Raw genomic sequence first — 26,431 nt, 5'->3', positions numbered from 1 at the left:
CTAAGATTTTGCCAGAATATCCGCGGTCTGCAAACCGCGCACGGACAGCTTGTCTTCCAGCAGCTGTTTAGCTTCCAGCGCTTTTTGCCCCGCTTCTTTCTCCTGTGCTAACTGACTGGCTTGTTCTTGTTGTTCTAACGTCTCTTCGAGGGCAAAAAGTTTCGTGAAGAGCTCAAGCGCTTCTTCCCCATGGCGTTCTCCCGCCATTTCCTTAATGCGCAGGATCGGGTCGCGCAGCACTTGGTTCACGATGCTTTTCGTTAATTTCCGAATAACTTTAATTTCACGTTCATCAAGATCGGGCAGCTTATTCAGCATGCTTTCCATCGTCTCTTCATGAATCTGGCTTGCTTTGGCCTGGAGTGCGTTAATAACCGGACTTACGCCAAGAGTCTTTGTCCATTGCTCGAACACACCTATTTCCGATTCAATCATCGTCTCAATCTTGGCCGCTTCTTTCTTTCTCTCTTGCAAATGCTTGTCTACGATATGTTCCAGATCATCAATATCATAAAGGAACACATTCGGCAGATCGCTGATTTGCGGATCCAGATCGCGAGGCACCGCAATGTCCATCATGAACAGCGGACGTGACTTTCTTTTTTGAACATACGACTGGATATCATTTTTAGTAAGGACATATCCGGGAGCGCCCGTAGAGCTGATAATAATATCCACTTCAGGCAAATAAGAAGCCATGTTGTCCATGGTACAAGGAATGCCCTTGAATTTCTCCGCCAGCTCCGCCGCACGCTCAAACGTACGATTCACAACGATAACTTTGTTAGCGCCGTTGGCATACAAGTGCTTAACGGTTAGTTCGCTCATCTTCCCAGCGCCAATAATCATAACCGTCTTATTCATATAGCTGCCGAATATTCGCTTGCCGAGCTCCACCGCGGCATAGGAGACAGAAACGGGATTATTGCTGATGCCTGTTTCGGAATGTGCCTTTTTGGCAAGTGTTACCGATTGTTTAAACAATGTATTGAAATAAGATCCGGTAGCTTTCATTTTTTGAGACGATAAAAAAGCTTCCCGTACTTGTCCAAGAATTTGGGTTTCCCCGATCACCATAGAATCTAAACCGCTCGTTACGCGGAATAAATGCTCAATCGCCTTCTCATTTTCATGCATATATAAATGTTTCTGAAACTGATCTTTGGGAACTTGGAACCACCGTTCAATAAAATGAGTCAAGTAGTGGCTGCACATCTGTGGTCGATCCACAACGGCGTAAATTTCCGTGCGATTGCAGGTGGCGACGATTACACATTCTAATATGCTTTTCGTTTCTTTCAATTCTGTCAATGCAATCGGCAAATCCTGTTCGGAAAGAGCGAACTTTTCCCGAATTTCGACCGGAGCCGTGCGATAGTTTAAGCCGACTGTTATAATATGCAATGGTACCACCTGCCTTTCATTCATTTTCTATGAACCATTATATCACAGCAAACTCAGCAAATCCGACAAATTTTTTGTATAAATTATGAATGCTTCGCTCCTGCTCGTTAGTTTTAACAGCAATCGGCTGCCCTATACCTGAATTGGCAAGATGTCCAATTATTGAAGCAGCTTTTTGCGAAGAAAAGCGGTCAAATTACGGTCCAGCTCTGCCAGCTTCGTATTTTGGGAGGTGATAATATCCCCATTGGATGCCATGATCTTCTCATAAACCTCATACATGCTTTTGTACTGAAGCCCGGCTTCCTTCAATGTCTGCAGTTCTTCCGGCTTCAATGCCCGTTCTCCGCCAATCTGAAGGCGCTGCACATACTGGGTCAACTGCGTCATGCTGGACAATGGAGTCAGATAGTCCGCTCCTCCCGCCGCTAATACAAGACGCTCATGCGTGTAGCCCGCCGAATATAGCGCTTGTTTGCTTCCATCCAGTTCGTCTGTGGTCTTGCTTTGCGCAGCTTCTTCCAAATTGCTCTTTAAAAGCTCCATCTGAAAAACAGACACTTGAAACAGCAGATGGGTGGCATCGTGCTCTTCTTTATGATGGCCAAGCATTTGAGACAGCTGATAGACGGGCCAGATCATGAGGAAAAGAACAACACTATAAAGGATTGCTTTTCTAATTATTTTTTGTCTCACAGCGTTATATCCCCGCTTCCCTAATTGGACATGTGTCGCAATATCATTGTATGGGAAGGCGGACAAACAAATAACCACGGATTTCTCCGTGGCTATCGTTATTGTTATGTGCAGAACCTTATTTCACAAGCTCTGCTTGCTTAATTTCAGGAGTTTCCACTTGCAATTCACCCATTCCGCGAACTAACTTCTTCGCATAGAACGTTTCTGGTTTCAATACGGATACCATAAAATCAATTGCTAATTGAGGGTCCACAGTCTCACCGCATGTGTAGCAGTCAAGCGCGGCAAAACCTCTCTCAGGATAAGTGTGAATGGAGAGATGACTCTCGGACAACATAACAAGTACAGTTGCTCCTTGTGGTTCAAATTGCTTGGATTGTACAGATAGTACGGTTGCTCCGCATACCTCGGCAGCTTCTACCATCTGAGCCTGCAACCAATCTGCATTGTTCAGAAGTTCGAAATCTACCCCCCAAGTATCTACAGCAACGTGTCTTCCGAAAGTTGAGTATTCAGTTTCCATCTTTCGGTTCCCCCTTCCTAGGAATAAAATGTGTGTAAAAATTTCATCCGCTAGGACCTACGTCATTCACTTCCCGAGGGTATTATCTCTCGCAACATTCAATGTCCTGAGTGAATCCTGGTTCCTATATTGTTTCAACGAGAATAAAAATAACATCTATCGACGAGAAATGCAATAGTTTTTTTTGGCAAGGGCCTTCTCATCCGTACACGCAATATCTAATTTATGTAGAAGACGGGCAACTTGTTCATTCCTGCCAAAAAGTCGCAATTTCGACACAAAAAAGACCCGAAAACCGGGTCTTCCATTAGCCATGTATATGTGGTTGTTAAGCCTCCAGAATAAACAAACGATGTGTAAGTTCATTGAGGCGATTGTCAATCTGCTGATGTTCTCCTTGGTCCTGCACCATATTGCGCAAATCAAGAAGATGGTTAATTTGGTCGTAGATCATTTCGATCTCTTGTTCGACTTCTCTCTTCTGGAACATTTCCTGCATGAGGCCAATAGTGTCTCTGTACTCATAAATGACCGTTAACAATTGCCCTTTGACTTCCTCAATCTTCACAACAGTGCCGCGTTCGTAATAGTAAACCATTGTATAACTAGGGTAAATTCGGTTCACCGTAGCGCTTCCTTTAAACTCCGATACAGCTTTACGCATTAAATTAGCCAGTAATGTATTACTTAATCTGCAGGATCCTGTACATTCATATAGGCCCGATTTCTTCTCAAATGAAAGGACGATTTCCTGACCTGCGCCATCTTGAAAAACAACCTCTTGATTGCCATTTTCCAAAACTTTTACTTGCAAAGTCACTTGATGATCCACGAACATTTGAAAAAACCTGAACATCTCGGCTTCTGTTAACTGGAGGCAGGTCTTGACATATTCAGTCGCTAACCTTTGTGCCATAAAAATCCCTCGATTCTTTGTTTTCAAGCAATGAACACTTACCTTGTTTATTATTATACTACATACGGCATTAATATTCCTGCGTGCATTTCATGATAATCCGCCAAATATTCTGAAAAAACCAAGGAAATACGGAATGCCAGTAAATTTTCCCTAGAATACCTCACTTTCCTGTGTACTTCTTCTTCATTTCCTCTGTCTTTTGGCATCCTGCTCTGATTTACACAAAAAACCGCCCCTTTGAATCAGGACGGCTCTTGTTCATTCTTTTCTTCAATTGTCTCTGTTGATGGCTCGGCTGGATCTTCTTGTCCATAAGCAATGGCTTGCTCCAAAATGCTCCAAAGCTCGTCCTTTCCGAGCGTAAGCTCTGAGGAGAACATCAGCGGCTGGACACCTTTGTCCATACCCAGCGTTTCCCGAACGATTTTGAGATGTTTGGGCCATTGGCTTTTCGGGATCTTATCCGCCTTGGTTGCAACAACGAGAACGGGCACGTCGTGATGTCTTAGCCATTCATACATGGCTTGGTCGTCTTTGGAAGGCGGATGTCTTAAATCCACCAACTGCATGACGAGGCGCAGCGTTTCACGATGCATCAAATAACTCTCAATGAATTTGCCCCATTGCTCCCGTTTCGTTTTGGATACTTTCGCATAGCCGTAACCGGGAAGATCTACAAAATATAAGTCCTGATTCACTTTATAATAGTTCAATGTTTGGGTTTTTCCGGGCTGCGAGCTGGTTCTAGCCAAATTTTTGCGGGAAATCAAGCAGTTAATGAGCGACGATTTTCCGACATTAGAACGCCCTGCCAGAGCAATCTCCGGCAAGGCATCCTCTGGATATTGACTAGGTCCAACCGCACTGATAACAAACTCAGCTTGATTGACTTTCAAGATAGTTCAACTACTTTCTATGGTTATCCGACGTGAGCAGGCGGCCTATTCTGGACAAGTGCATGTTCGAGCACTTGATCCATATGGCTGACCGGAATAAAAGTCATCTCTTCGCGGACACTTTCTGGAATTTCTACGATATCCTTCTCATTATCTTGAGGCAGCAGAATGGTACGGATACCGGCTCGATGCGCAGCAAGCGCCTTTTCCTTCAAGCCTCCGATCGGCAGTACGCGGCCGCGGAGCGTGATTTCTCCCGTCATGGCAACGTTGCGGGAAACCGGGATATTCGACAATGCCGAAATTAATGCAGTAGCCATCGTTATGCCGGCGGATGGACCATCTTTCGGTATCGCACCTTCCGGAATGTGGATGTGAATGTCGTTCTTCTCGTGGAAGTCAGGCGCAATGCCGAGCATGTCGGCCCGTGTACGCGTATAGCTGAAAGCTGCTTGCGCAGATTCCTTCATCACATCGCCGAGCTTACCTGTCAGTGTCAGCTTGCCTGTTCCTTGCATCACCGTGACTTCAATGACCAAGGTATCTCCCCCGACTTCCGTCCAAGCAAGCCCTGTGACCGCCCCGATCTGATCCTTATCTTCCGCTACATTGTAACGGAACTTAACAGGACCTAAATAATCCTTTAAGTTCTCCTCCGTAACATGTACCGGTGTAGAAGGGTCTGACACGATTTTTTTGGCGGCTTTCCGGTTCATCCCTGCCACTTGCTGTTCCAAATTACGAACGCCGGCTTCGCGCGTATACTCACGCACGATTTTCATTAAGGCCGAATCGTCAACCACAAGCTGCTCATCTTCGAGACCATGGTCTCGTTTCTGCTTAGGCAGCAAATACTTCTTCGCAATTTGCAGCTTCTCAATTTCCGTATAGCCCGGGATATAGAGAACCTCCATCCGGTCTAACAAAGGGCGCGGAATGTTGTGCACGGCATTGGCTGTCGTCACGAACATGACATTGGACAAGTCAAACGGAACTTCAATGAAATGATCACTAAAAGTGCTATTTTGCTCGGGATCCAGTACTTCCAGCAGCGCCGATGCGGGATCTCCGCGGAAATCCATCGCCATTTTATCGATTTCGTCCAATAAGAAAACTGGATTATTGGCTCCGGCATTTTTCATCCCTTGGATGATCCTGCCCGGCATAGCGCCAACATACGTGCGGCGATGGCCGCGAATCTCAGCTTCATCTCTAACGCCGCCAAGGGAGATGCGGATAAACTGTCTGCTCATCGATCTGGCGATAGAACGGGCGATGGAGGTTTTACCTACCCCCGGAGGGCCAACCAGACAAAGGATAGGGCCTTTGAGCTTCTTGACCAGCTTCTGTACGGCTAAATACTCCAGCACGCGCTCCTTAGGCTTCTCAAGTCCGAAATGATCCTCGTTAAGGATTTCTTCCGCCTTGTTTAAATCGAGGTCATCCTCGGTTGATTTGGACCAAGGCAGGCCAAGCAGCCAATCGATGTAGTTGCGAATGACTCCGCCTTCAGCCGAAGTTGCTGGCATTTTCTCCAGGCGGTCGATTTCCTTCTCGACCTTCTCGCGCACTTTGTCCGGCAGTTCGGCTTCCGCGAGCTGGTTGCGCAGCTCATCGACTTCGCCGGCGCGGCCTTCCTTATCGCCAAGCTCCTTCTGAATAGCTTTCATCTGCTCGCGAAGATAGTATTCCTTCTGCGTTTTCTCCATCTGCTTTTTGACGCGTTGGCTGATTTTGCGCTCCAGCTCGAGCACTTCCCGCTCATTATTTAAAATATTGAGCATTTTCTCGAGCCGTTCACGCACATCCACCGTCTCTAAAATGTCCTGCTTATCCTTAATTTTAAGTGACAAATGGCTGCAGATCACATCAGCCAAACGGCCTGGCTCGTCGATATCCGACACAGCCGCAAGCGTTTCCGGCGTAACCTTTTTCGATAAATTGATATAATGCTCGAATTGGTTCAGTACCGTGCGCATGAGCGCATCGATCTCAGGATCAGTCACTTCTTGTTCCGGGAGCTCTTTCGCTGTAACTTCATAATATTCATCATTCACGAGGTACTCTACAATCTCAGCACGCAACACGCCCTCGACTAAAACACGAATGGTTCCATTCGGCAGTTTCAGCATTTGCCGCACCTTCGCAATCGTTCCGATGCGATAAATATCTTCTTTGGAGGGCTCTTCTATGTTGATCTCAGATTGAGAGCAGAGGAGAATCATGCTGTCATCCACCATTGCCCGCTCTAGTGCTTTAACCGATTTTTCCCGCCCTACATCCAGATGTAGAACCATGCTCGGATAAACCAGCAGTCCCCTAAGAGGCAATAGCGGCAATCTGCGCACCTTGATTTTTCCGGGTCCCATCCTCTGCACCTCCATATATAGGGAGCTTTGAGCCTGGCTCAAAGTCTCACATTATTTTATTCATCCATTGCCCTTTACATTTTAACAAAACTACACAGAAAACACCAATTGGCATCTAACGCGTCATGTAAGGTAATGGCAAAAGCGGATTACGAATCAATCGTATGCTGTGAATTCGCGTGCAGGATCGGGAGAGAGGATGATGCAATCGTACGCTCAGCGGCAAATGGCATAGGGATAACATTATCATGCAGCTCAATGCCTAATGCAACGCTGAGAACATCCTCGATGGAATCGGCGGCAATCACTTCAACGCCAGGCAAATCCGCAAACATCTCTTGCCAATTTTCTTTTGGAATCAAGACTTTGGTCGCCCCGGCTTGAAACGCCGCTTCAACCTTAGCCACAACGCCGCCAACCGGCTTGACTTTCCCGTGTATGCTCATTTCACCCGTCATAGCGAGTTTGTTATCGACAGGAATCTTATGTATCGCAGACGCGATAGCTGTTGCCATTGAAACACCGGCAGAAGGCCCGTCGATCGGCACACCACCAGGGAAATTAATATGCAGATCATAATCGGAGGTGTTAAAACCTAGCTTGCGAAGGACCGTTAACACATTTTCCACAGAGCCGCGAGCCATGCTTTTCCGGCGGATTGTCCGAGAGCCTCCTCCCATTTCTTCTTCATCCACAACCCCCGTGATGTTGAACTTCCCTGTACCTGCGACGGCAACAGGAATTGCGGATACCTCGATCTCAAGCAGAGTACCCAAATTAGGACCATAAACCGCTAGTCCATTGACAAATCCGATCTGCGGCTGTGCAGGCACTTTGCGTTCGGGTCTGGGAGGAATTTGCGATGAATTTACAACCCATTCTATGTCGGAGGCGGTAATTTCATCTCTCTTATCCGATAAAGCGATGCCTGCCGCAAGCTGAATGACGTTCACAGCTTCCCTGCCGTTCGTTGCGTATTTCATAACAACCTGAACTGCAGCCTCACACTTCTGAAAGCCAATCTTGTCTAGAGCTTTTCGTGCGATCTCGCCGACTTCCTCAGGTAAGAGCGGTCGGAAAAAGATTTCCAAGCAGCGCGAACGAATAGCCGGTGGAATCTCGCTTGGGGTACGTGTCGTTGCACCTACTAAACGGAAGTCCGCGGGAAGGCCATTTTGAAATATATCATGGATATACCCTGGAATGTTCGTATCTTCGGAGCTGTAGTACGCACTCTCAAGAAATACTTTGCGGTCTTCCAGCACCTTTAATAATTTGTTCATTTGCGTCGGGTGCAATTCACCGATTTCATCGATGAACAGAATGCCCCCATGCGCTTTTGTCACCGCACCCGGCTTCGGCTGCGGAATGCCTGCAACCCCCATCGCGCCTGCCCCTTGATAAATAGGATCATGAACAGAACCGATCAGCGGGTCGGCAATTCCTCTCTCGTCAAAACGAGCCGTCGTTGCATCAATTTCCGTAAACTTGGAATCCGGGCGGAAAGGAGACTCCTGGTTTTTCTTAGCTTCCTCCAGTACGACACGGGCTGCAGCCGTTTTTCCGACACCCGGAGGGCCATAAATAAGCACATGCTGCGGATTTGGACCGCACAAAGCAGCTTTCAGAGCTTTCAGGCCTTCAACTTGACCTACGATATCCTGCATGGAGGAGGGTCTTGTTTTCTCTGATAGCGGTTTTGTCAGCGAAATGGATCTAAGCTTTCTCAGCTTCTCCAACTCTTTCCTGGATTCTCTATCGACAGCAGAACGATTCGTCTGTTGGTTACGCAGTAAATTCCAGAAATACAGCCCGATGACAACCGCAAAAAACACTTGAATTACCATTAAAATAATACTTAGACTCATTTGTCATACCTCCTCAAGAGTTTCGCCCCATGCAATACCGCCCTCGTAAGTTCGTCTTCGCTTGGGCAAAACGGTTCGTAAACCTTAGCGATAACTTCCATTATTCCCGTGTAAAAGAAGGTTAATCCAATCCATGCAAACTTTTGAATGACGTATGAGAGTCCCTCTCATGAAGAAGGATAAGAGGAGATATTTCATGCAAAAGGATGTGGCATTTTGAAGCAATTTGTGATGATCGCCCTACTATTCCTTTGCCTCTGTGCAGCAGGCTCAGATGCATACGCTTTTGCAGGGAATCCCCTTCTCCCTTATGCCGATATTGTCATCGACGTAGGCCACGGAGGCGTTGACTCTGGAGCCAGATTCGGCAAGTACCAAGAGAAAGACATGAATTTAGCCATTTCCAAAAAAACGTATAAGCTTCTTCAGAAAAAAGGCTATCGCGTCATTATCAATCGAACGGATGATTATGCTTTAAGCCAAGATAATAAATGGTCCTTTGGAGGAAGACATCGCAAAGATTTGGCACAGCGGGCCGGAATTGCCAATACAATTAAACCCAAGATGATGCTGAGCATGCATATTAACTGGTCGAACAAACCCGATCGAAGAGGTCCGATCGTCTTTCACCAGAATCAGTCGGAGAGCATCCTGCTTGCCAATCTGCTTCAGACGTCACTTAATCGCGTGTACGGAACAGATGAACAGCCTATACTTGGCAAAAAATATTATGTACTCAGAAATACCAAGTGCCCTTCGGTTATTGTCGAACTTGGGTTCATTTCCAATAGAACGGACCGTAAACTGCTGAATAGCTCTTCTCACCAATCAAAGCTTGCGGAAGCCGTTACCCGTGCTGTGGACGAATACTTTGCGATGGTTCATAAAAGCCCTACTTCACATTAAGCTTCACGGTCTGTGATATTGGGACGAAGGTCGCTTCCTTCTGCAGAGTTGGAATGGCTTCTTTGATGACTTGGGCTGTTTTCTTGCCTGGAGGACCTACATGACCGATCGCAATGACCAAATCCCTGTCCTTTACAAGCTTTTTAAACTTCACCATCTGCTTGCTAATGTGACTATACGTATACAGATCATCAAAGAACAACTGGTTTTCCGAATATGGGACGCCCTTCTGGCTGGCCAACTTCCCGATCAAGCTTTTGGGCGACGTTCGGCTATCCAATAGAATGAGATTTCTCTCTTTGCATATATCAACGAGAATGTTCATCACTCTTTCATCGGCTGTTGCTTTGGAGCCCATATGATTATTGATGCCTATCGCATAGGGAACATCCTCGATGGCCGTTACGATCCGCTTATGGATCTCATCGTCGGATAAGTCCGTTGTAATGGCTCCGGGACCAAGCCAACTCTTCTTGCCGCGCACAGGCTCCATGGGAAGGTGCAAAATGACCTCATGGCCCTTCTCGTGGGCTAACTGCGCATCTTGCTTTGTGGAGGGCAAGAACGGCATTACCGCTACTGTGAAAGGGATCGGCAGTTCCAACATCTCGGTTGTGCCGTCCATATTGTTGCCAAAGTCGTCAATCACAATGGCGATCTTCTTCGTCGTTGATTCCACTGCGGGTTGATTTGGAACGATGCCAGCCGCTGCTCCAGCATGTACGGGCAGCAGCAGTAGCGAAATGCCCATCGTTACCGCTAGCGAGATTTGACGTGTTGCTGAGCTTTTAATCAAGAAATTCATGGTCATTCTCCTTCATCCTTAGAAAAACTTGCGGGACTTGAGCAAGCTTTCCAGTTTCTCTCATTATGCTTCGCTTGAGCTCCAAATATGCGTGCTGAACATAACAAAAAGCCGTTAAGTTACCTCACGTGGAGGTTCTTAACGGCTTAGCGTATGTGTTCAAGAAAAAATTAGTGCTTACGGCCAGGAATAGCGCCTGTTTCTTCAAACGCTTTTACGATGATATCAATTTCTTTTTTCAACTCGCTGAGAAGCTCTGCCTCCGGTACTTTGCGGATCATCTCTCCGTAACGGAACAGCATGCCTTCGCCGCGGGCACCCGCAATCCCAATATCGGCTTCGCGAGCCTCTCCGGGTCCGTTTACGGCACAGCCGAGGACGGAAACTTTAATCGGCACTTTGATTTTGGCAATGTACTCCTCAACTTCGTTTGCGATCGAGAACAAGTCAATGTCCAGACGCCCGCAGGTCGGACAGGATACAAGCGTTGCAGCATTCGTGATTAATCCGAACGTTTTTAACAGCTCGCGTGCAACCTTAATCTCTTCAACCGGGTCTGCGCTAAGCGAGATGCGAAGCGTGTTGCCGATTCCCATGTTGAGCAGCGTTCCAATGCCCGCGGCACTCTTCACAGCGCCCGTAAAGAGCGTTCCAGCCTCGGTAATTCCGAGGTGAAGAGGGTAGTTGAAGGCTTTCGCAGCTTGCGAGTAAGCGGCAATTGCCATCGGTACGTCAGAGGCTTTGAGCGAAACGATAATATCTTGGAAATCGAGTTCTTCCAAAATGTTGATGTGGAACAAGGCGCTTTCCACCATAGCTTCCGGTGTCGGATAACCGTATTTCTCAAGCAGATGGTTCTCGAGGGAACCAGCGTTAACACCGATTCGAATCGGAATTCCGCGTTCCTTACATGCTTTAACAACCGCTTCTACCTTCTCGCGGCGACCGATATTGCCCGGGTTAATCCGCACTTTATCAATCCCATTCTCAATCGCGGCAAGCGCTAGACGATAGTCAAAATGAATATCGGAAACTAGCGGAATATGAATTTGTTTCTTAATCTCTTTAATCGCTTCGGCGGCTTCCTTATTGTTCACAGTCACACGAACCAATTGACAGCCTGCTTCTTCAAGACGAAGAATCTCGGCAACGGTTGCCTTTACATCCGCTGTTTTGGTCGTGCACATGCTTTGCATAATGACTTCGTTGCTGCCGCCGATCGTTAAGTCGCCCACTCGAACGGGACGCGTGTCTTTTCTATGGAACATTATGGTTTCTCTCCCCATGACACCAAACATCCTCCGCTCCAATTTCCTGCATAAGGAAACCGGATTGGAGGCTGTGTGTTCGTTTATGAAATTATGGGTTACGCACTTTCTTCTTTCTTCTTGCCTGTCGCTTGCGAGCCGTCTTTGGTCGTCAAAACAGGCGCAAGCTTGTTTTGAACGGTTTCCTTAGAGACTACGCAAGAGGAGACGTCCGTTCTTGAAGGGACTTCAAACATCACGTCAAGCATAATGCTTTCGATGATTGCTCTCAGACCGCGCGCGCCGGTATTCCGTTTAATCGCTTCCTTGGCAATGGCGTCAAGCGCCTCTGCGTCGAACTCGAGTGAAACGTTATCCATTTCGAGCATCTTCTGGTATTGTTTCACGAGCGCGTTTTTGGGCTCGGAAAGAATACGAACAAGCGCTGCTTCATCCAGCGGCTCTAGAGTAGAGATAACCGGCAGACGGCCTACGAATTCCGGAATCAATCCGAATCTGAGCAGATCTTCCGGAAGCACCATAGATAAGTACTCGCCTGGTTTCAAATCTACTTTGGCGCCGTCCGTGGAGAAGCCAATCACTTTTTTACCGATTCTGCGTTTAATAATTTGCTCTAGACCATCGAAGGCTCCGCCGCAAATAAACAGAATGTTTGTTGTATCAATTTGAATAAACTCTTGATGCGGGTGCTTGCGTCCGCCTTGCGGAGGAACGGATGCGACCGTACCTTCAAGAATTTTGAGCAACGCTTGTTGAACACCTTCGCCGGAAACGTCTCTTGTGATGGACGGATTCTCGGATTTGCGTGCTACTTTATCAATCTCGTCGATATAGATAATGCCGCGCTCGGCTTTCTCCACATCATAGTCTGCAGCTTGAATCAGTTTGAGCAAAATGTTCTCAACGTCTTCACCCACATAGCCTGCTTCGGTCAAAGAAGTTGCATCCGCGATCGCGAATGGAACATTCAAAATTTTGGCAAGGGTTTGCGCAAGCAGCGTTTTACCGCTTCCTGTTGGTCCTAGAAGAACGATGTTACTTTTTTGTAGTTCAACATCTTCCAGCTTGTTTTGGGAATTGATGCGCTTGTAGTGATTATACACCGCTACCGCAAGGGATTTCTTCGCTTGTTCCTGCCCGATCACGTACTGGTCCAAAATGTTGCGGATTTCCTTAGGTTTCGGAACATCCTTCAGATCCAGCTCTTCTTCGTGACCTAGTTCTTCTTCCACAATTTCTGTGCAAAGCTCTATACATTCATCACAAATGTAAACTCCCGGACCGGCAACAAGCTTGCGAACCTGGTCCTGAGATTTTCCACAAAAGGAACATTTGAGTTGGCCTTTTTCATCGTTAAATTTAAACATGGGATCACTCCTTTATTTCAAGTCGTTTCGAGTGATAACCTCGTCGATTAACCCGTATGCTTTCGCTTCTTCAGCGCTCATAAAGTTATCCCGGTCGGTGTCTCTTTCGATCTTTTCAAGCGGCTGTCCCGTACGATCCACATAAATCTGGTTGAGTTTTTGTTTCGTTTTGATAATCCAATCCGCGTGAATCTTAATATCGGTCGCTTGACCTCTTACACCGCCGAGCGGTTGATGGATCATAACTTCAGCATTCGGCAGCGCGTATCGCTTGCCTTTGGCGCCAGCTGTTAACAGCAAGGAACCCATACTTGCAGCCATACCTACGCAAATCGTAGATACATCCGGTTTAATAAATTGCATGGTATCGAAGATACCCATTCCAGCTGTTACAGATCCACCTGGTGAGTTGATATATAAGTGGATATCCTTATCGGGATCCTGAGCAGATAAAAAAAGCAGCTGGGCAATGACCAAATTAGCCACATCATCATCAATGGCGCTCCCAATGAAAATAATGCGGTCCTTAAGTAGACGCGAGTAGATGTCGTAAGAGCGTTCCCCACGTGCCTCTTGTTCAACAACCATAGGAATAAGACTCATTGTACCAACTCCTTTTGTGGCTAAAGCCATGTTTTCCAAATTGGGATTCAGTAACAGTTTAACATGTTTGAGCAGCAAAGTCATTTTTTCAGAAGACTGCTATGTATACAAGGAATTACATATGTCGTGAGTCAGTTTGAGGCTAAAATAGGGTAAAAGAAAGGCACGTTGCTTACGTACGTGCCTCTACTAACCTTATTTATACTGCTGCGGAAACATGCTTGCTATTTTCAAGCAAGAAGTCAACCGTTTTTCTAATCACAAGATCGTTGCTCAGACCTTCCAGGCTGCCGTTAGATGCAAACAGCTCACGAAGTTCTGCAGTTGATTTTTGGTAGGATGGTGCATATTTCTCAAGTTCCGCGTCAACTTCTTCGTCGGATACAGTGATTTTTTCTGCAGCTGCAATAGCTTCAAGAACAAGGTTGTTGCGAACACGCTTCTCAGCATCTTCTCTCATTTGATCTTTCAGCACGCTCTCATCTTGACCGGAGAACTGGAAGTAAATCTCAAGCGTCATGCCTTGGGAGCGAAGACGTCTTTCGAATTCTTTCACCATGACATCAAGCTCTGCTTCTACCATGGAAGCTGGGATTTCAACATCCGCGTTTGCTGCAGCTTTCTCAACGACAGCTGTTTCCAGAGCAGCTTCTGAATCTTTTGTTTTGCGCTCTTGAAGACGGTTTTTCAATTCTTCTTTGTACTCTGCAAGCGTATCGTACTCGCTCACGTCTTTAGCAAACTCGTCATCAAGTTCTGGCAGGTTTTTGCGTTTAATGTCGTGAATTTTCACTTTAAACACAGCCGCTTTGCCTTTCAGATCTTCGGAGTGGTAGTTCTCAGGGAAAGAAACGTTAACGTCTTTCTCTTCGCCTTTGCCAAGTCCTACAAGCTGCTCTTCGAAACCAGGAATGAAGGAGTTGGAACCAAGCTCAAGGGAGTATTTCTCCGCTTTTCCGCCTTCGAATGCTACTTCATCAACGAAACCTTCGAAATCAAGAACGACGACGTCGCCGTTAGCTGCTTGTCCTTCTTCAAGAACAACCAATTCAGCGTGGCGCTGTTGCAGACGGGAAAGCTCGCTGTCCACTTCTTCGTCCGTTACATTCGCGTCTACCGCTGGAACTTCGATGCCTTTGTAGTCGCCAAGAGTTACTTCTGGCTTAACCGTAACTTTTGCTTTGAATTTCAGAACTTGTCCTTTACCGAATTGCTCAACGTCTACTTCAGGACGATCAACAGGCTCGATTTTGACCTCTTCGATCGCTTGTACGTAAACTTCCGGTAAAATGATGTCAAGTGCATCTTGATACAGGCTTTCTACACCAAATTTAGCTTCAAAGATTGAACGCGGCACTTTACCTTTACGGAATCCTGGAACATTCACTTTCGCGGATACTTTTTTGAATGCTTTATCCAATGCATCTGCGACGCGCTCTGCGCCAACTTCCACTTCAAGAACGCCTACGTTCTTCTCTATTTTTTCCCAACTTGCTTTCATTTTATGCTTTCCCCTTCCAAAAATGTACGATGACATATTTTCACGTTACGCTCATTATAACCATTCTATTATAACATATAACAAATTCATTTCAAGGCGACCTTTCGCCTCTAGGACGGATCAGGGTTAAACTGTTTCACAAAAGCCTGCAGCACAAGATGGGCCCGCTTCCATTGAAGCGTCATTGAGTCCACAATTCCGTAGTTATCCAACAATTCTTCCCGATTTGCGGAGCCGAATAACCGCTCTTGAAGGATCGCGTGCAAGGCGGATGCCCACACGTCGACAGCTCCGTCCTCCGCTCTAAGCAGATCGGTGTAAATCGATGTCCCATAGGCATAAGCCAAAAATTCCTGCCAGGTTTGTTTTGCAAAATAGACAAAATCCGGTTGGCTTATTTCACTAATATCCCCGACTCTGCGAATCATATCACGAATTTGGGAAGGAAATTCCTCCGGGCCGAGCGGCGTCTCTTCGATCTGGGCGGCGATCATGCTCCCGTTCTTCGGGAATTCTACGAAACCTTGCTCACCCATCTGCTTAAGCGCCTGCAGCGCTTTGAATTGGATGTGCGGATGCCGCGGTTTCTCGCTGAGCCATTCCTTCACGCTTGCACTAATACCCGATTGATCGACAAAACCCAGCTGCTCAAGAGCGCTGACTTGCTGCTCCAATGAACCTTCCTTGAGCAAATTCAACAGCTTTAGCGCATAAGTGCCGTCATCCGTTGATTTCTCTTGTATGTATTGCCTTAACAAATCCTCTTCCCCTTCTATCTCCTCATCCGACGGACTCGACATGGGGAACATCGTTTCCGGAAACATCGTTTGCAACCAAATGCTCAGCGCTTCCCATTGTTCAACTTTGTGCGGGTTGGCGCCCGGAAATTGAAGCAGAAAAGTTAGCATCTGAAGAGCATCGCTATACTGCTCACTCTTTAGAAAGCGGGTAAGCTCCTCTTCGTAATACTGCTCTGTTTTCGGAAAAAGAATCACATTATTCATAGATGGCTCTGCTATGTGGATCACCTCAGAAATCTTGGTCTCGCTGGTGACAGTTTACTTGATTGTTTCCCTGATTGCAAAATAATTTTAAAACAAGTGTTGACTTACCATAAAAAGATATGATAATATAACTCTTGCTTCGCCAAACAGCTACACGCTGGGCGGTAAGAAGAGGTTTATGTCTCAGTAGCTCAGCTGGATAGAGCACACGCCTTCTAAGCGTGCGGTCGGGGGTTCGAATCCCTCCTGGGACGTTCAGCAAGTAGAGAAAGCCGCGAGAAATCGCGGCTTTTTTTGTTTTTCTTTATTTTATAACTCAAATAGACAGTTCTTACACGGAAGGCCGGTTTGGCTGATGATGGCCAGGTTCTGTGGAATCCATATTCGATTGGATGCGTGAAGATTGTTTCGAATGATCGATTGTACTTTGCGCCTTTTGTTTCATGCTTTTGTTTTTACCCATGTTGGACATTCCCCTCCTGTAAGTGGAGCCCGCAGAGTTTGATCTCTGCAGGCTCTTTGTTGGTGCCATTAGACTACTTTAGTGCTTCTTGTGAGGCAGGTTGCTGCCTGGCTGACCGTCACCTTGTGTCCTGAAATTCTTCGCGGCTTTCCTCTGCTTGTCGTGCAGCTTGCTAATGAAATGACTATCCATGAGCATTCGCCTCCTGAAGAAAGAATGGCACTACCTCTATAGAATGTCACGCAAGATCGAGATTTAAACGCATGGCTAAATTTAGTATAGCGCCTCTGGCTTCAGCATCTGTTTTGACTTTTTCGTACAACGCTTCGAAATTGCTGCGGTTTTCAATAAATTCAGGTTCTGTCTTAATTGCGGTTTGTGTCCAATTGATAAGCACATTCTCGGCTTGTGTCAGTTCATTAAAGGCACGGTGCAGACCGACGCGTTCGATGATTTCTTCCATTTCCGCCTGTGCGACTTCTTTGCCCGCTTCTTTCAATTCAGCGATCCGTTTATCGGCTTGTTGACTAATTTGCACAAAATGCTCTCGTGAGGCTAAATAATCGATTTGAGCTTTGGAATGCTTCTTTTTCATTGCCATCACCTTCCTTATTTCGTCAATGGATTTGCCTCTTAGTAACCATCCTGTAAACAATCCTAACACAAAATCTGCCAAAGGCTGCCCCCGCCCTCCCTCGGACAGACATTATCTACCCCCATTTCGCATACCCTTTATCATCATTCTCTCTTCAAAAAGAAAGGAAGGAACGTCAATGTGCGGAATAACGGGTTGGATAGATTGGCGGAAAGACTTGACCGGGTACCCGTCCATTCTAGAAGATATGACGGAATCGCTCCATTTGCGTGGACCAGATGCTTCCGGTACTTGGATCTCACAGCATTGTGCCCTCGGCCATCGTCGTCTTAGTGTCATGGATCCGGAAAACGGCGCCCAGCCCATGATCCGGAAACAAGGAGACTACACGTATACGATCGTATATAATGGCGAACTTTATAATGCCCCAGAGCTGAAAAAAGAGCTTGAACTGCGCGGCCATCATTTCCGCACAACGTGCGATACGGAAGTGCTGCTTGTTGCCTTTATGGAATGGGGGCGGGCTTGTGTAGACCGTTTGAACGGTATTTTCGCATTTGCCGCATGGGATGATCAAGAACAATCCCTCTTCTTGGTGAGAGACCGGCTTGGCGTAAAGCCGCTTTTTTATTCTCATCAGAACAGTGTTCTTCTATTCGGTTCTGAACCAAAAGCCATTCTTGCCCATCCGGATTTCCAAGCGGAAGTCGGCGCTGAAGGCTTGGCAGAAATCTTCGCAGTAGGGCCTGCACGTACGCCCGGGCACGGCATATATCGCAATATGTCCGAGTTGAAGCCGGGACAATGCGCCGTTTTTGACCGCAACGGCTTATCCATCCGGACGTACTGGAAGCTGGAGAGCCAGCCGCACCCGGATGATATTGCCGCTACGGCCAATCAGGTTCAGCAACTGCTGAACGACACAGCCCAGCGGCAGCTTGTTTCTGACGTGCCCATCTGTACGCTGCTGTCCGGAGGGCTTGACTCCAGTGCGCTTACGTCGCTCGCCGCCGAGCATTACAAAGAAAGCGGAAAAGGCGCTCTGCATACTTTTTCGGTGGATTACAAAGATAACGATAAACATTTCAAAGCCAACTTATTTCAACCGAATTCCGATGCCCCATGGATTAAGCGGATGACCGAGCATCTTGGCACCGAGCATCATTATATTGAGTTCGATACTCCCGAACTCGTGGAATCTTTGAAAACAGCCGTTTTTGCTAGGGATACACCGGGAATGGCCGATGTTGACGGGTCCCTTTATTTATTTTGCCGGGAAATCAAAAAGAATGCCACCGTTGCGATCTCCGGCGAGGCTGCGGATGAAATCTTCGGCGGATACCCGTGGTTTCACAACGAGGAGGCTCTGTCTGCGAACACGTTCCCTTGGTCGCTAAAACTGCCGAATCGGGTCAATCTGTTGGCGCCAGATTTGGTGGATTGGATTAAACCGGTCGAATATGTCAGCAATCGGTATCAACAAGCTTTAAGCGAAGTGCCGCGGCTAGCGGGCGAAACGCAGCAGCAAAACCGGATGCGAGAAATGTCCTACCTCAACATCACGCGGTTTATGCCGACGCTGCTCGATCGGAAAGACCGCATGAGCATGGCGGTTGGACTTGAAGTTCGGGTCCCTTTCTGCGACCACCGCCTCGTTGAATATGTGTGGAATATTCCTTGGGAAATAAAAACATCTGGGGATCGCGAAAAAGGCATTCTGCGAAAAGCGCTGAAAGGCGTTCTTCCCGATGATGTCCTGACGCGCAAGAAAAGCCCGTATCCAAAGACACACAACCCGAATTATTTAGCAGCCGTGCGCAAATGGGTGCTGGAAATTCTCGATGACTCCAGCTCGCCCCTGCTGCCATTCATTGATGTCAAACAAATACGCGCACTCGCCAGCTCTGACACGAACGACTTCGATCTTCCATGGTTCGGCCAGTTGATGACGGGGCCTCAAATGTTCGCTTATTTAGCACAAGTGGACACGTGGTTGCGAAACTATAAAATATCGATCCGTTAATATAAAAGGCCTGCTGTCCACTGATGCGGAAGCAGGCCTTTTATATTAGGATTCGTTTTGATCAGGCAGTCTATCCAAAAACAACCGCAAAGCTTTGGCGCGGTGACTGATTTCATTCTTCTCTGCCACCGTCAGTTCCGCCATCGTTCTGCCCAGAGCGGGAATATAAAACAACGGATCATAGCCGAATCCGCTTTCTCCGCGCGGTTCAGCGATGATATAACCCTGACAGGTGTCTTCAGCTTCAATAGTCTCATTGGCTACCGGATCGATAAGCGTAAGCGCACAGACAAAGGCAGCCTCGCTTAGAAGCTTGGGTTGACCGTCTTCCCCCGGCAGTCCTTCAGCAGGGCCAATCTCGTTCAAAGCTTGGAGCAGCTTAGCGTTGTTATCCGCATCCGTTGCGTCTTCCCCGGCATATCTAGCCGAATAAACACCCGGGGCACCGCCCAACTCCTTCACACACAAGCCTGAGTCATCTGCAAGCACAGGAACATGGAGATGCGCCGAAATGATCTGCGCTTTGATCCGCGCATTCTCGGCAAACGTCGTCCCGCTTTCCACGATGTCCGGAAGGTCCGTATAATCAGCCAAGCTGCGAACTTTATAGCCTTTGGGACCAAAAAGACTCTCAAACTCCTTGACTTTGCCCTCATTGCGCGTTGCAATAACGACGATATTACTTCGTAGCCGCATGTTGTGCACCTCGAATACGATCTGCGATAGGGCCCAGTACCTTGCACTGCTCTTCGATCATCGTATGAATCCCTGTTTCCGCAAGTGCTAGGAGCTCATCCAACTCTTTGCGTGAAAAAGGAGCATCCTCGCCGGTTCCTTGGATTTCTACAAATTGGCCCTGCCCTGTCATTACGACGTTCATATCCACCTTAGCCTGCGAATCCTCTTCATAGTTAAGATCGAGGCGCGGGGTTTGGCCGATAACGCCGACAGAAACAGATGCCAGGAAGTCGTTGATCGGGAACTTCGCCAAGTTTTTATCTGTCGCCAGCTTGTTGATGGCAAAAGCCATGGCAACGAATGCACCGGTAATCGAAGTGGTGCGTGTGCCTCCGTCAGCTTGGATGACATCGCAGTCCAGTGTAATGGATCGCTCGCCCAAAGCTTCCAAGTTAACAACGGAACGAAGCGCACGGCCGATTAGACGCTGAATCTCCATCGTGCGTCCGCCCAGCTTGCCTTTGGCAGCCTCACGTTGATTTCTAACCTGTGTGGCACGCGGCAGCATGGAATACTCAGCCGTTACCCAGCCTTTGCCTTGGCCTTTCATAAAAGGCGGGACGCGTTCTTCAACCGTTGCCGTACAAATTACTTTCGTATCCCCGACCTCAATAAGTACCGAGCCTTCTGCATGCTTTATGTAATGGGGGGTTATTTTCATAGGGCGCAATTCTTCATTCGTTCTTCCGCCAATTCGCATAAATCGTGTTCTCCTCCTGTTGCTTCCACGGGAAGCTGATTCTCTCGCCCCATTGTAACAAAGTAGCCGGAGAAAAGCACCCTCATCCAGAACAATGATGTCCGGCTGGCCAAAGGGATGAGAAAACCCCTTATGCAAGAAATGCTTTTGCATAAGAGGTTCGATACTCCGGGTCAAGCTGGTTACAGCTTGGTCGGATTGATATGAGCCGGTCTTGCAACAGGCTTGGTGTAATTCTGAGTACTGTCTGAGGAAGTAAATTTCACAGCGCCGTCCACTTTAATCTGAACTTGCTTAAAGCCTGTATTCTCAGTCAACGAAAGAATAACGGACTTCAAAGCATCTTCGGACGCTTTCTGGTCTGCGCCAAGCAGCTTGTTCGAGAAATCCACCGTAATCAAGGAATCGGCCGGATTAATGCTCTTCACTTCCGTTGCGGCATTCAGAACGCCAGCCAGCCCTTTCTTCTGGTCAGGCCCTTTGATGAGCTGATCAACAACGGCTTTCGCGACATTATCCGTTCTTTTGACAAGTCTGGTAACCGGAACATAATATTTGTAATTTTGATCGTTTTGATTCAAGAAATAGAGCGTCACCGGCGTAGATTGCCCGAACTCCGCATCTTCCGCCTTCTCCAGGTTAATCCCCATCGAACGCGCCAGCGGCGTATCAAGCGGTGTTTTGCCTTTCGGCATTTCTTTGAGATCCTTGCCATCGACACGAAGCTGCACTTTCTCTACAGTCGGGAAGTTTGTAAGATTCCACGTGATGGCTTCCAGTATTTTTCTTTCATTTTGCCCATCATACGTGAGAAACTCTTTAGAGAAATCAACGATGGCGCGTTTGTCTGATGTCACATTCAAGCTAATGACTTTCGTGCCTTTCGGCAGCAAAGCCTGAAATCCCGATGGAAGCAGACTGGAGACAGGACCTCCGTCCACCATGTACTCCAGCGTCGTTTTGGCAACCGACACCGTTTTCGGCAATCCCAGACTGAGCGGGGCCACGAAGCCTTTGGCATCTTTCACATACACCGTCATTTGCGATGAGTTATCGTCGATCATGTCGATCGTGACCGCAGCTGATGTCGTCTTAGCGTCCGCTTCCGCACCCGTGGACGGAGGTGCATCGATGTCAGCTTTCTTCCCAGTTCCCAGAACCGAACATCCTGTGGTCAGCAAGGCAATCACCCCCGCGATAGCGGCTGAACGAATCCAATGTTGATGTTTCATTTGCTTATTTCCTCCTTCGAGTTTTTGCAGAAGCTTCTTCAGAAGCATCTGCCGCATACTTCCTTCGGCATGGCCTGTACATTGCTTTTTCGTATTATTATGTATACGGGACTTTGTCCGATTTATAACTACTTTTTGTCCATCTGCTTTTAAAAAAGTCAACCCGAAAAAATAGGTCCCCTTTCCGATGAATCCCTATCCTTTTCGGCATCATAACTTGATATGCTATACTTGTAGAACAGACTGATTTTGATCTAATTGGAGGCGCTCAGATGAGAACATTCCTCAAAGACAAAACGCTCATTTTCAACGAATTCAGGGAAGAAGTTTTCAGTCACTATCCTCAATCCGTCATCGAAGAAGCTGTTGCCCGCCTGCTCGTCGAAATCAAAGGCATCAAGAAAATTCCTTATGAGATGATCACAACGACTTTGCTCGGTGTTTTAAGCAAAACCGAAACCTATAACGTCATGACCACGCTCATGGAACTGCAAAAAAAGGTCAAGCACGATTCCGAGCTGCTCGCAAGCATGAAAGACCCTGCCTATAACGTGCATCGTACCATCGCCATGTCGATTTGTGGGCTGTATGGCAGCGGCGCGGCTTCCCTCTTCGGTTTCGTGGATTGCAAATTCCGTTTTTTCTTCCCGACGAAGCGCCCTAAATCGTTTATTTCAAAAGGGATATGCGCAATTGTAGCTTCAACGGCAAGCGTCATCATTTCGGAGAATGTGAAAGTCGATTATACGCAGCGCAATCTCGCTATGCTCGCAGCAAGAGGCGTCCAGCTTGAGGATATGGTGGAGATTCTGGATCAGCTTCAGCGCCCCTATAACCCGGACATGGCGCGCAGCCTTTGCGAAGAGCACATCGTTGCCGTGCTGCGCAAACAGCAGACCTTCCACGCCCTGCAGCTGGCAATCAAAATAGATACCGCCGTCGAAGCCGGGGAATTCAGCCGGCAGTACAATCATATCGTCGGGCAGGACGAAGGTCTTTTTGGCGTGGATGAGAGCATCGCGACTGCCGTTCCACTCATGTACGGAACCATTGCGCTCACGAATTTCGGCTACCTCGACAAAGAGAAAATCGGGATCATCAAAGCCCTCGACAGCGACCACTCCGAGGGAAAATGCAATACGTTCATTGACGACATGGTATGCGGCATTGTGGCTGCAGCCTGCGGCCGGTTAGCGCACAATAATGTGCCTACGTATAGTAAGCCTTTGAAGTAGGGGGGCACGGCGAACCTTCTCCGTTTGGGAAAGGGAACTAGAGGGCGCTATTGAAGCAAAATCAGCTCCAGGTGAAATAGCGGACCTCAGTTCCCTCCGATTTGCGAAATAGCAGTATTCGGGCAAATAACGAATCGTAGTTCCTCTTGAAATGAGCCGGAAGCACTCTACAACCTAGATCAGCCGTGAGAAAACACAAAAAAGCGCACCAGATTTCGCTCGCTGGGATTAACAGGCGGATTTGATGTGCTTTTTTGTATTTTTCAGCATCCCTTAGGCCGCCTGGGACTGAGGGCAAACCACTAGCCCCGATCCGAACTTCAACCCAAACCACTAACCCAAACTCAAACCACTAACCCAGACAGCTAACGCTGTTTTTCAGCGCTAACTTATGCTAAGGCTGCAAATGGTCCGCGATAACGCCGTTAAACACGCTTAACTCCTGTGAAAAAGACGAAAAGCAGCTGGATCTGATGCACTTTTCACATCAAATCCAGCTGCTTTGTTGAGCATATGTCGCGAGTCCAAGGACTCATTGATCACTCGCCGTTGCCCACCGCCATATATTGAAGAAGCTCCGCGGCAGGATCCGACAACCGGATGCGTCCCTCCGCTTCCAGCAGGATGAGGTGAGCGATCGTCTCCGACAGCGCGAACCTCATCTGATGCGTGCTGAGCCGGTCGCCGAAGGTTGCGCGGCACACCTCATAAGCGCTAAGCGGCGCGCTTAGCTGTCCCTCCATGAGCGCAAGCCGCTCATGGTGATGGCGCACCAGTTCCTCGGTGCGTGCGCCAAAGCCAGACCACGGCTCCCGGTGCCCGGGGTAAGCCATTTTGACCTTCAGCCTGCCGATCTCCTGCAGGCTGCGAAGGTACTCGCCGAGCGGGTTCTCTTCCACCTCCGGGAGGAAGGAAACGTTCGGCGATATTTGCGGCAGGACGTGGTCGCCGCAAAAAATCACCTCCGCCTCGGCGTCATAGAAGACCAGATGACCCGCGGCATGGCCGGGGGTCTCCATGGCTTCGTACACGCGGTCCCCGAGGCGCACAGGTCCTTCCCGCAGCAGCGTAACCTGCGGCTGCGGGGAAACCAATTCGACGAAGCTCACCATGTGCTTCGCCAACTCCTCCAGCCCGGCTTCCGGGAAGCCGTGCCGGGCAAAAAGCGTCAGGAGCCGCGCCGACATCGGCTCCTCCGGTCCCCACAGGAGCTGTACTTGCGCATTTCCGGTCTCTGAGAGGAGAACCGGCGCACCCGTGCGCTCCTGGAACCACCCCGCCATCCCGTAGTGATCGGGATGGTGATGGGTGAGCACGATTTGCTCGACGTGCTCGAAGCCAATCCCGCGCTCTTGCAGTACCTGCAACCAGAGCGCCTCGGCATCCGGGGTATGCAGCCCCGGATCAATGACCGTGTACCCTTTGCTGCCGCGGATCAAGTAAGCATTCACCCAACGAAGCGGAAAGGGCAGCGGCACCTTCACTTGCGTAATCTCATCTGTATGTTCCGTCACGATGTTCATTTGCTCGTATTCATCCTTCCTTGTGCCCGACAAAAATCATCCGGCCCGAAACATCGGCCTCATAAGCCTGACCGTCATAACCGCCGTATACGTGATCAATATGTAAACCTGCTTTTTGCAGCATCGCTTCGAACGCTGGCCGGTCGTATAGTTTAACTTGCTCCAAATATTGCCGACCAGGAGCCCCCTCCTCGGAAATCACAATCCGCTTGCGAACGCAGCCATCTTCAATGGTTCTCGTTTCACGAATGTGAATATCTCCTTCCATACGCTGAGATTGCGGAACAAGATGAGCACGAATATAAACCGGATTCAAAAAATCGATAATGAAGCGACCGCCTTTTTTTAAAAGCCGATTCATCTCGTGGAACACCACTTCATTCTGTTCGTCCTCATCAAAATAGCCAAAAGAAGTAAACAAATTCACAACCGCATCAAACTGGCGCTGGAGAGGAACTTCCCTCATGTCGCCACGTACCCAAGTCACTCGTTTCTGCTTGTCCAATTGTATCGCTTCATTCAAAAGCACCTCCGACAAATCCACACCTGTGACTTCATAGCCAAAATCCGCTAACGCCATGGAGTGACGCCCCATCCCGCAGCACAGATCCAAAACCTCTGCACCTTGCTTCAGCTCAAGCCAGTCCATCATTTTCTTCACTTCATGATACGCGCCCTGCATATCTCGATGCTTATAAACAAGCAAATAATCGTTCCCAAAACTTTCTTGATACCAAGCCATGTCGCAACACCTTCAATTTCTATTTATGATCATTAGTAATTTCTTCAAAAGAGTCCAATTTCCGCTTCACAATGCGCAAGCCATCCCTTGCTTCTTCTTTACTGAAGTTGCCTGTTTCGAGCTGTAAATCTTCCATATCAAGTAATTTTTCATAAAAAATAATGCCTTGCCCGATTAAATCCGCCTGATCCGGATGATCCTCCATATAATGGAACAAAACATCTTCCACTTTCGCATAATCGCCCTGTTTCTCGTAGTGAGCGAAGAGCAGTCTTTTCATATCCTCCGGGATCATCCATGCTTTAAGCCGATCAAGACTCGTCAGAATTCGAGATGAAATCTCTGCATTCTCCTCATCCTTAGGACCAACCTCCGAGGAAAGCGATAGGTGCAGCAGCAAATCAAGAGATTTTACATAAGCCAGGTAAGCCTCATCGGTTTGTTCATGTTGTCTCAATAGATCTCCACGGCCGACAAACATATCCACAATGACCATCGCTTTCGCTGTATCCAAATTCCCATGATAGGAAAGCAGTTCCAAAATATCCTTGCTTGACAAAGCCTGTAAGGAGCGAACATTGAGCCCAAGCAAATGCCGGCTCGCTTCATCCAATTGCTGCTGAGCATCCCCTAGCGGAATATGTTCCTTATTAAAAAGAATACGATGCAGTACCTGAGTCATTTGTTCAATCTGCCGCATAAAATAATCACGTTTGAACATCAGAAACCTCCTTTGCTCAAAAGAAATGCCTCATTTCAGCTTACCACGCCTCGGATAGAAACTCAAAAGCGGATAACGCCTATTTTTGCGTCCATACCGCACCATTGGCAGCAGCCCTTCATAAACTAATTTTGACTGTATCCCTTAACCTTGTATTTCCCAATACCCGAGCAAGGAGGGGTGACACACATCCATGGGCAGCGACCACAAAAACAAATTTCTACTTACGAACCGCGAACGCGAAGTATTCGAACTATTAGTGCAGGACAAAACGACGAAGGATATCGCACAGCAGCTTTTTATCAGTGAAAAAACTGTGAGAAATCA

At 47.8% G+C, this 26,431-nt stretch carries 26 protein-coding genes and 1 tRNA gene; 5 read left to right on the top strand and 22 right to left on the bottom strand.

The window, feature by feature from the left end; genetic code table 11:
- The 7 genes from hemA to lonB form a co-directional block, all read right to left on the bottom strand.
- The gene (hemA, locus tag GC097_RS29595; protein ID WP_171686856.1) at positions 1-1,404 is read right to left on the bottom strand and encodes a glutamyl-tRNA reductase; all 1,404 of its coding nucleotides are present in this window, start codon (positions 1,402-1,404) and stop codon (positions 1-3) included.
- 159 nt (positions 1,405-1,563) lie between these two features.
- Positions 1,564-2,046, bottom strand: coding sequence for an S-adenosylmethionine decarboxylase (locus GC097_RS29590; protein ID WP_171686855.1), 483 nt, complete (start codon positions 2,044-2,046; stop codon positions 1,564-1,566).
- A 172-nt stretch (positions 2,047-2,218) separates the two neighbouring features.
- The gene (gene speD / locus GC097_RS29585; protein WP_028556978.1) at positions 2,219-2,626 is read right to left on the bottom strand and encodes an adenosylmethionine decarboxylase; all 408 of its coding nucleotides are present in this window, start codon (positions 2,624-2,626) and stop codon (positions 2,219-2,221) included.
- Positions 2,627-2,954: 328 nt separating this feature from the next.
- On the bottom strand, positions 2,955-3,542 hold the full coding sequence (locus tag GC097_RS29580) for a non-ribosomal peptide synthetase module (protein WP_171686854.1): 588 nt from the start codon (positions 3,540-3,542) through the stop codon (positions 2,955-2,957).
- A gap of 245 nt (positions 3,543-3,787) precedes the next feature.
- Positions 3,788-4,441 (bottom strand): ribosome biogenesis GTP-binding protein YihA/YsxC, encoded by a 654-nt coding sequence (yihA, locus tag GC097_RS29575; RefSeq protein ID WP_171686853.1) that lies wholly within the window; start codon positions 4,439-4,441, stop codon positions 3,788-3,790.
- 23 nt (positions 4,442-4,464) lie between these two features.
- Positions 4,465-6,810: an endopeptidase La gene (lon, locus tag GC097_RS29570; RefSeq protein ID WP_171686852.1), complete on the bottom strand. Its 2,346-nt coding sequence runs from the start codon at positions 6,808-6,810 to the stop codon at positions 4,465-4,467.
- 149 nt (positions 6,811-6,959) lie between these two features.
- Entirely contained in the window at positions 6,960-8,678 is a 1,719-nt protein-coding gene (gene lonB / locus GC097_RS29565; protein ID WP_171686851.1) for an ATP-dependent protease LonB, read from the bottom strand.
- A gap of 216 nt (positions 8,679-8,894) precedes the next feature.
- On the opposite strand from lonB, the gene GC097_RS29560 reads away from it, so the two are divergent.
- Positions 8,895-9,584, top strand: a complete 690-nt coding sequence (locus tag GC097_RS29560) for an N-acetylmuramoyl-L-alanine amidase family protein (RefSeq protein ID WP_171686850.1) — start codon at positions 8,895-8,897, stop codon at positions 9,582-9,584.
- Here GC097_RS29560 and GC097_RS29555 read toward each other — a convergent pair.
- From GC097_RS29555 to GC097_RS29530, 6 genes are all read right to left on the bottom strand, one after another.
- Positions 9,571-10,389: a divergent polysaccharide deacetylase family protein gene (locus tag GC097_RS29555; protein ID WP_246294538.1), complete on the bottom strand. Its 819-nt coding sequence runs from the start codon at positions 10,387-10,389 to the stop codon at positions 9,571-9,573. The genes GC097_RS29560 and GC097_RS29555 overlap by 14 nt on opposite strands.
- Positions 10,390-10,559: 170 nt before the next feature.
- Positions 10,560-11,657: a flavodoxin-dependent (E)-4-hydroxy-3-methylbut-2-enyl-diphosphate synthase gene (gene ispG, locus GC097_RS29550; RefSeq protein WP_171686849.1), complete on the bottom strand. Its 1,098-nt coding sequence runs from the start codon at positions 11,655-11,657 to the stop codon at positions 10,560-10,562.
- Between the two features lie 98 nt (positions 11,658-11,755).
- A complete protein-coding gene (gene clpX, locus GC097_RS29545) occupies positions 11,756-13,024 on the bottom strand; it encodes an ATP-dependent protease ATP-binding subunit ClpX (protein WP_167069059.1) in 1,269 nt (422 codons plus the stop codon).
- 12 nt (positions 13,025-13,036) lie between these two features.
- On the bottom strand, positions 13,037-13,627 hold the full coding sequence (gene clpP / locus GC097_RS29540; RefSeq protein ID WP_029194632.1) for an ATP-dependent Clp endopeptidase proteolytic subunit ClpP: 591 nt from the start codon (positions 13,625-13,627) through the stop codon (positions 13,037-13,039).
- Positions 13,628-13,826: 199 nt separating this feature from the next.
- Complete coding sequence (tig, locus tag GC097_RS29535) at positions 13,827-15,128, bottom strand: trigger factor (protein ID WP_171686848.1); 1,302 nt, start codon at positions 15,126-15,128, stop codon at positions 13,827-13,829.
- A gap of 110 nt (positions 15,129-15,238) precedes the next feature.
- Entirely contained in the window at positions 15,239-16,132 is an 894-nt protein-coding gene (locus GC097_RS29530; protein ID WP_171686847.1) for a hypothetical protein, read from the bottom strand.
- A gap of 180 nt (positions 16,133-16,312) precedes the next feature.
- Here GC097_RS29530 and GC097_RS29525 point away from each other — a divergent pair.
- Positions 16,313-16,386, top strand: a tRNA-Arg gene (locus tag GC097_RS29525).
- A gap of 77 nt (positions 16,387-16,463) precedes the next feature.
- Here the strand turns inward: GC097_RS29525 and GC097_RS34840 are convergent.
- From GC097_RS34840 to GC097_RS29515, 3 genes are all read right to left on the bottom strand, one after another.
- Complete coding sequence (locus GC097_RS34840) at positions 16,464-16,595, bottom strand: hypothetical protein (protein WP_281364396.1); 132 nt, start codon at positions 16,593-16,595, stop codon at positions 16,464-16,466.
- 78 nt (positions 16,596-16,673) lie between these two features.
- Positions 16,674-16,787, bottom strand: a complete 114-nt coding sequence (locus GC097_RS29520) for a DUF4023 family protein (RefSeq protein WP_082562468.1) — start codon at positions 16,785-16,787, stop codon at positions 16,674-16,676.
- Positions 16,788-16,833: 46 nt separating this feature from the next.
- Positions 16,834-17,271: a hypothetical protein gene (locus GC097_RS29515; RefSeq protein ID WP_246294537.1), complete on the bottom strand. Its 438-nt coding sequence runs from the start codon at positions 17,269-17,271 to the stop codon at positions 16,834-16,836.
- A gap of 97 nt (positions 17,272-17,368) precedes the next feature.
- Between GC097_RS29515 and asnB the strand changes: the two genes are divergently transcribed.
- A complete protein-coding gene (gene asnB, locus GC097_RS29510) occupies positions 17,369-19,213 on the top strand; it encodes an asparagine synthase (glutamine-hydrolyzing) (protein ID WP_171686846.1) in 1,845 nt (614 codons plus the stop codon).
- A 45-nt stretch (positions 19,214-19,258) separates the two neighbouring features.
- On the opposite strand, the gene GC097_RS29505 is transcribed toward asnB, so the two are convergent.
- The 3 genes from GC097_RS29505 to GC097_RS29495 form a co-directional block, all read right to left on the bottom strand.
- Positions 19,259-19,909: an XTP/dITP diphosphatase gene (locus GC097_RS29505; RefSeq protein WP_171686845.1), complete on the bottom strand. Its 651-nt coding sequence runs from the start codon at positions 19,907-19,909 to the stop codon at positions 19,259-19,261.
- Entirely contained in the window at positions 19,893-20,651 is a 759-nt protein-coding gene (gene rph, locus GC097_RS29500) for a ribonuclease PH (RefSeq protein ID WP_171686844.1), read from the bottom strand. Before rph ends, GC097_RS29505 begins: the two co-directional genes overlap by 17 nt.
- Positions 20,652-20,833: 182 nt before the next feature.
- Entirely contained in the window at positions 20,834-21,883 is a 1,050-nt protein-coding gene (locus GC097_RS29495) for a GerMN domain-containing protein (protein WP_171686843.1), read from the bottom strand.
- Positions 21,884-22,155: 272 nt separating this feature from the next.
- On the opposite strand from GC097_RS29495, the gene GC097_RS29490 reads away from it, so the two are divergent.
- The gene (locus GC097_RS29490) at positions 22,156-23,118 is read left to right on the top strand and encodes a phosphatidylglycerophosphatase A family protein (protein WP_171686842.1); all 963 of its coding nucleotides are present in this window, start codon (positions 22,156-22,158) and stop codon (positions 23,116-23,118) included.
- A 539-nt stretch (positions 23,119-23,657) separates the two neighbouring features.
- On the opposite strand, the gene GC097_RS29485 is transcribed toward GC097_RS29490, so the two are convergent.
- Genes GC097_RS29485 through GC097_RS29475 form a run of 3 tightly spaced genes read right to left on the bottom strand, consistent with a single transcriptional unit; the run spans position 23,658 to position 26,104 of the window.
- Positions 23,658-24,641, bottom strand: a complete 984-nt coding sequence (locus GC097_RS29485) for an MBL fold metallo-hydrolase (protein ID WP_171686841.1) — start codon at positions 24,639-24,641, stop codon at positions 23,658-23,660.
- A gap of 10 nt (positions 24,642-24,651) precedes the next feature.
- Positions 24,652-25,383, bottom strand: a complete 732-nt coding sequence (locus GC097_RS29480; protein WP_171686840.1) for a class I SAM-dependent methyltransferase — start codon at positions 25,381-25,383, stop codon at positions 24,652-24,654.
- Positions 25,384-25,402: 19 nt separating this feature from the next.
- Positions 25,403-26,104, bottom strand: a complete 702-nt coding sequence (locus tag GC097_RS29475; protein WP_171686839.1) for a DUF6483 family protein — start codon at positions 26,102-26,104, stop codon at positions 25,403-25,405.
- 193 nt (positions 26,105-26,297) lie between these two features.
- On the opposite strand from GC097_RS29475, the gene GC097_RS29470 reads away from it, so the two are divergent.
- Positions 26,298-26,431: LuxR C-terminal-related transcriptional regulator (locus tag GC097_RS29470; protein WP_171686838.1), on the top strand; the 134-nt coding region annotated here is incomplete at its 3' end.

The sequence above is a fragment of the Paenibacillus planticolens genome, assembly GCF_013141725.1.
GTDB classification, from domain to species: Bacteria; Bacillota; Bacilli; order Paenibacillales; family NBRC-103111; genus Paenibacillus_E; species Paenibacillus_E planticolens.
The sequence above is the reverse complement of the archived record's forward strand: the minus strand, read 5'-3'. Positions and strand labels throughout refer to the sequence as shown.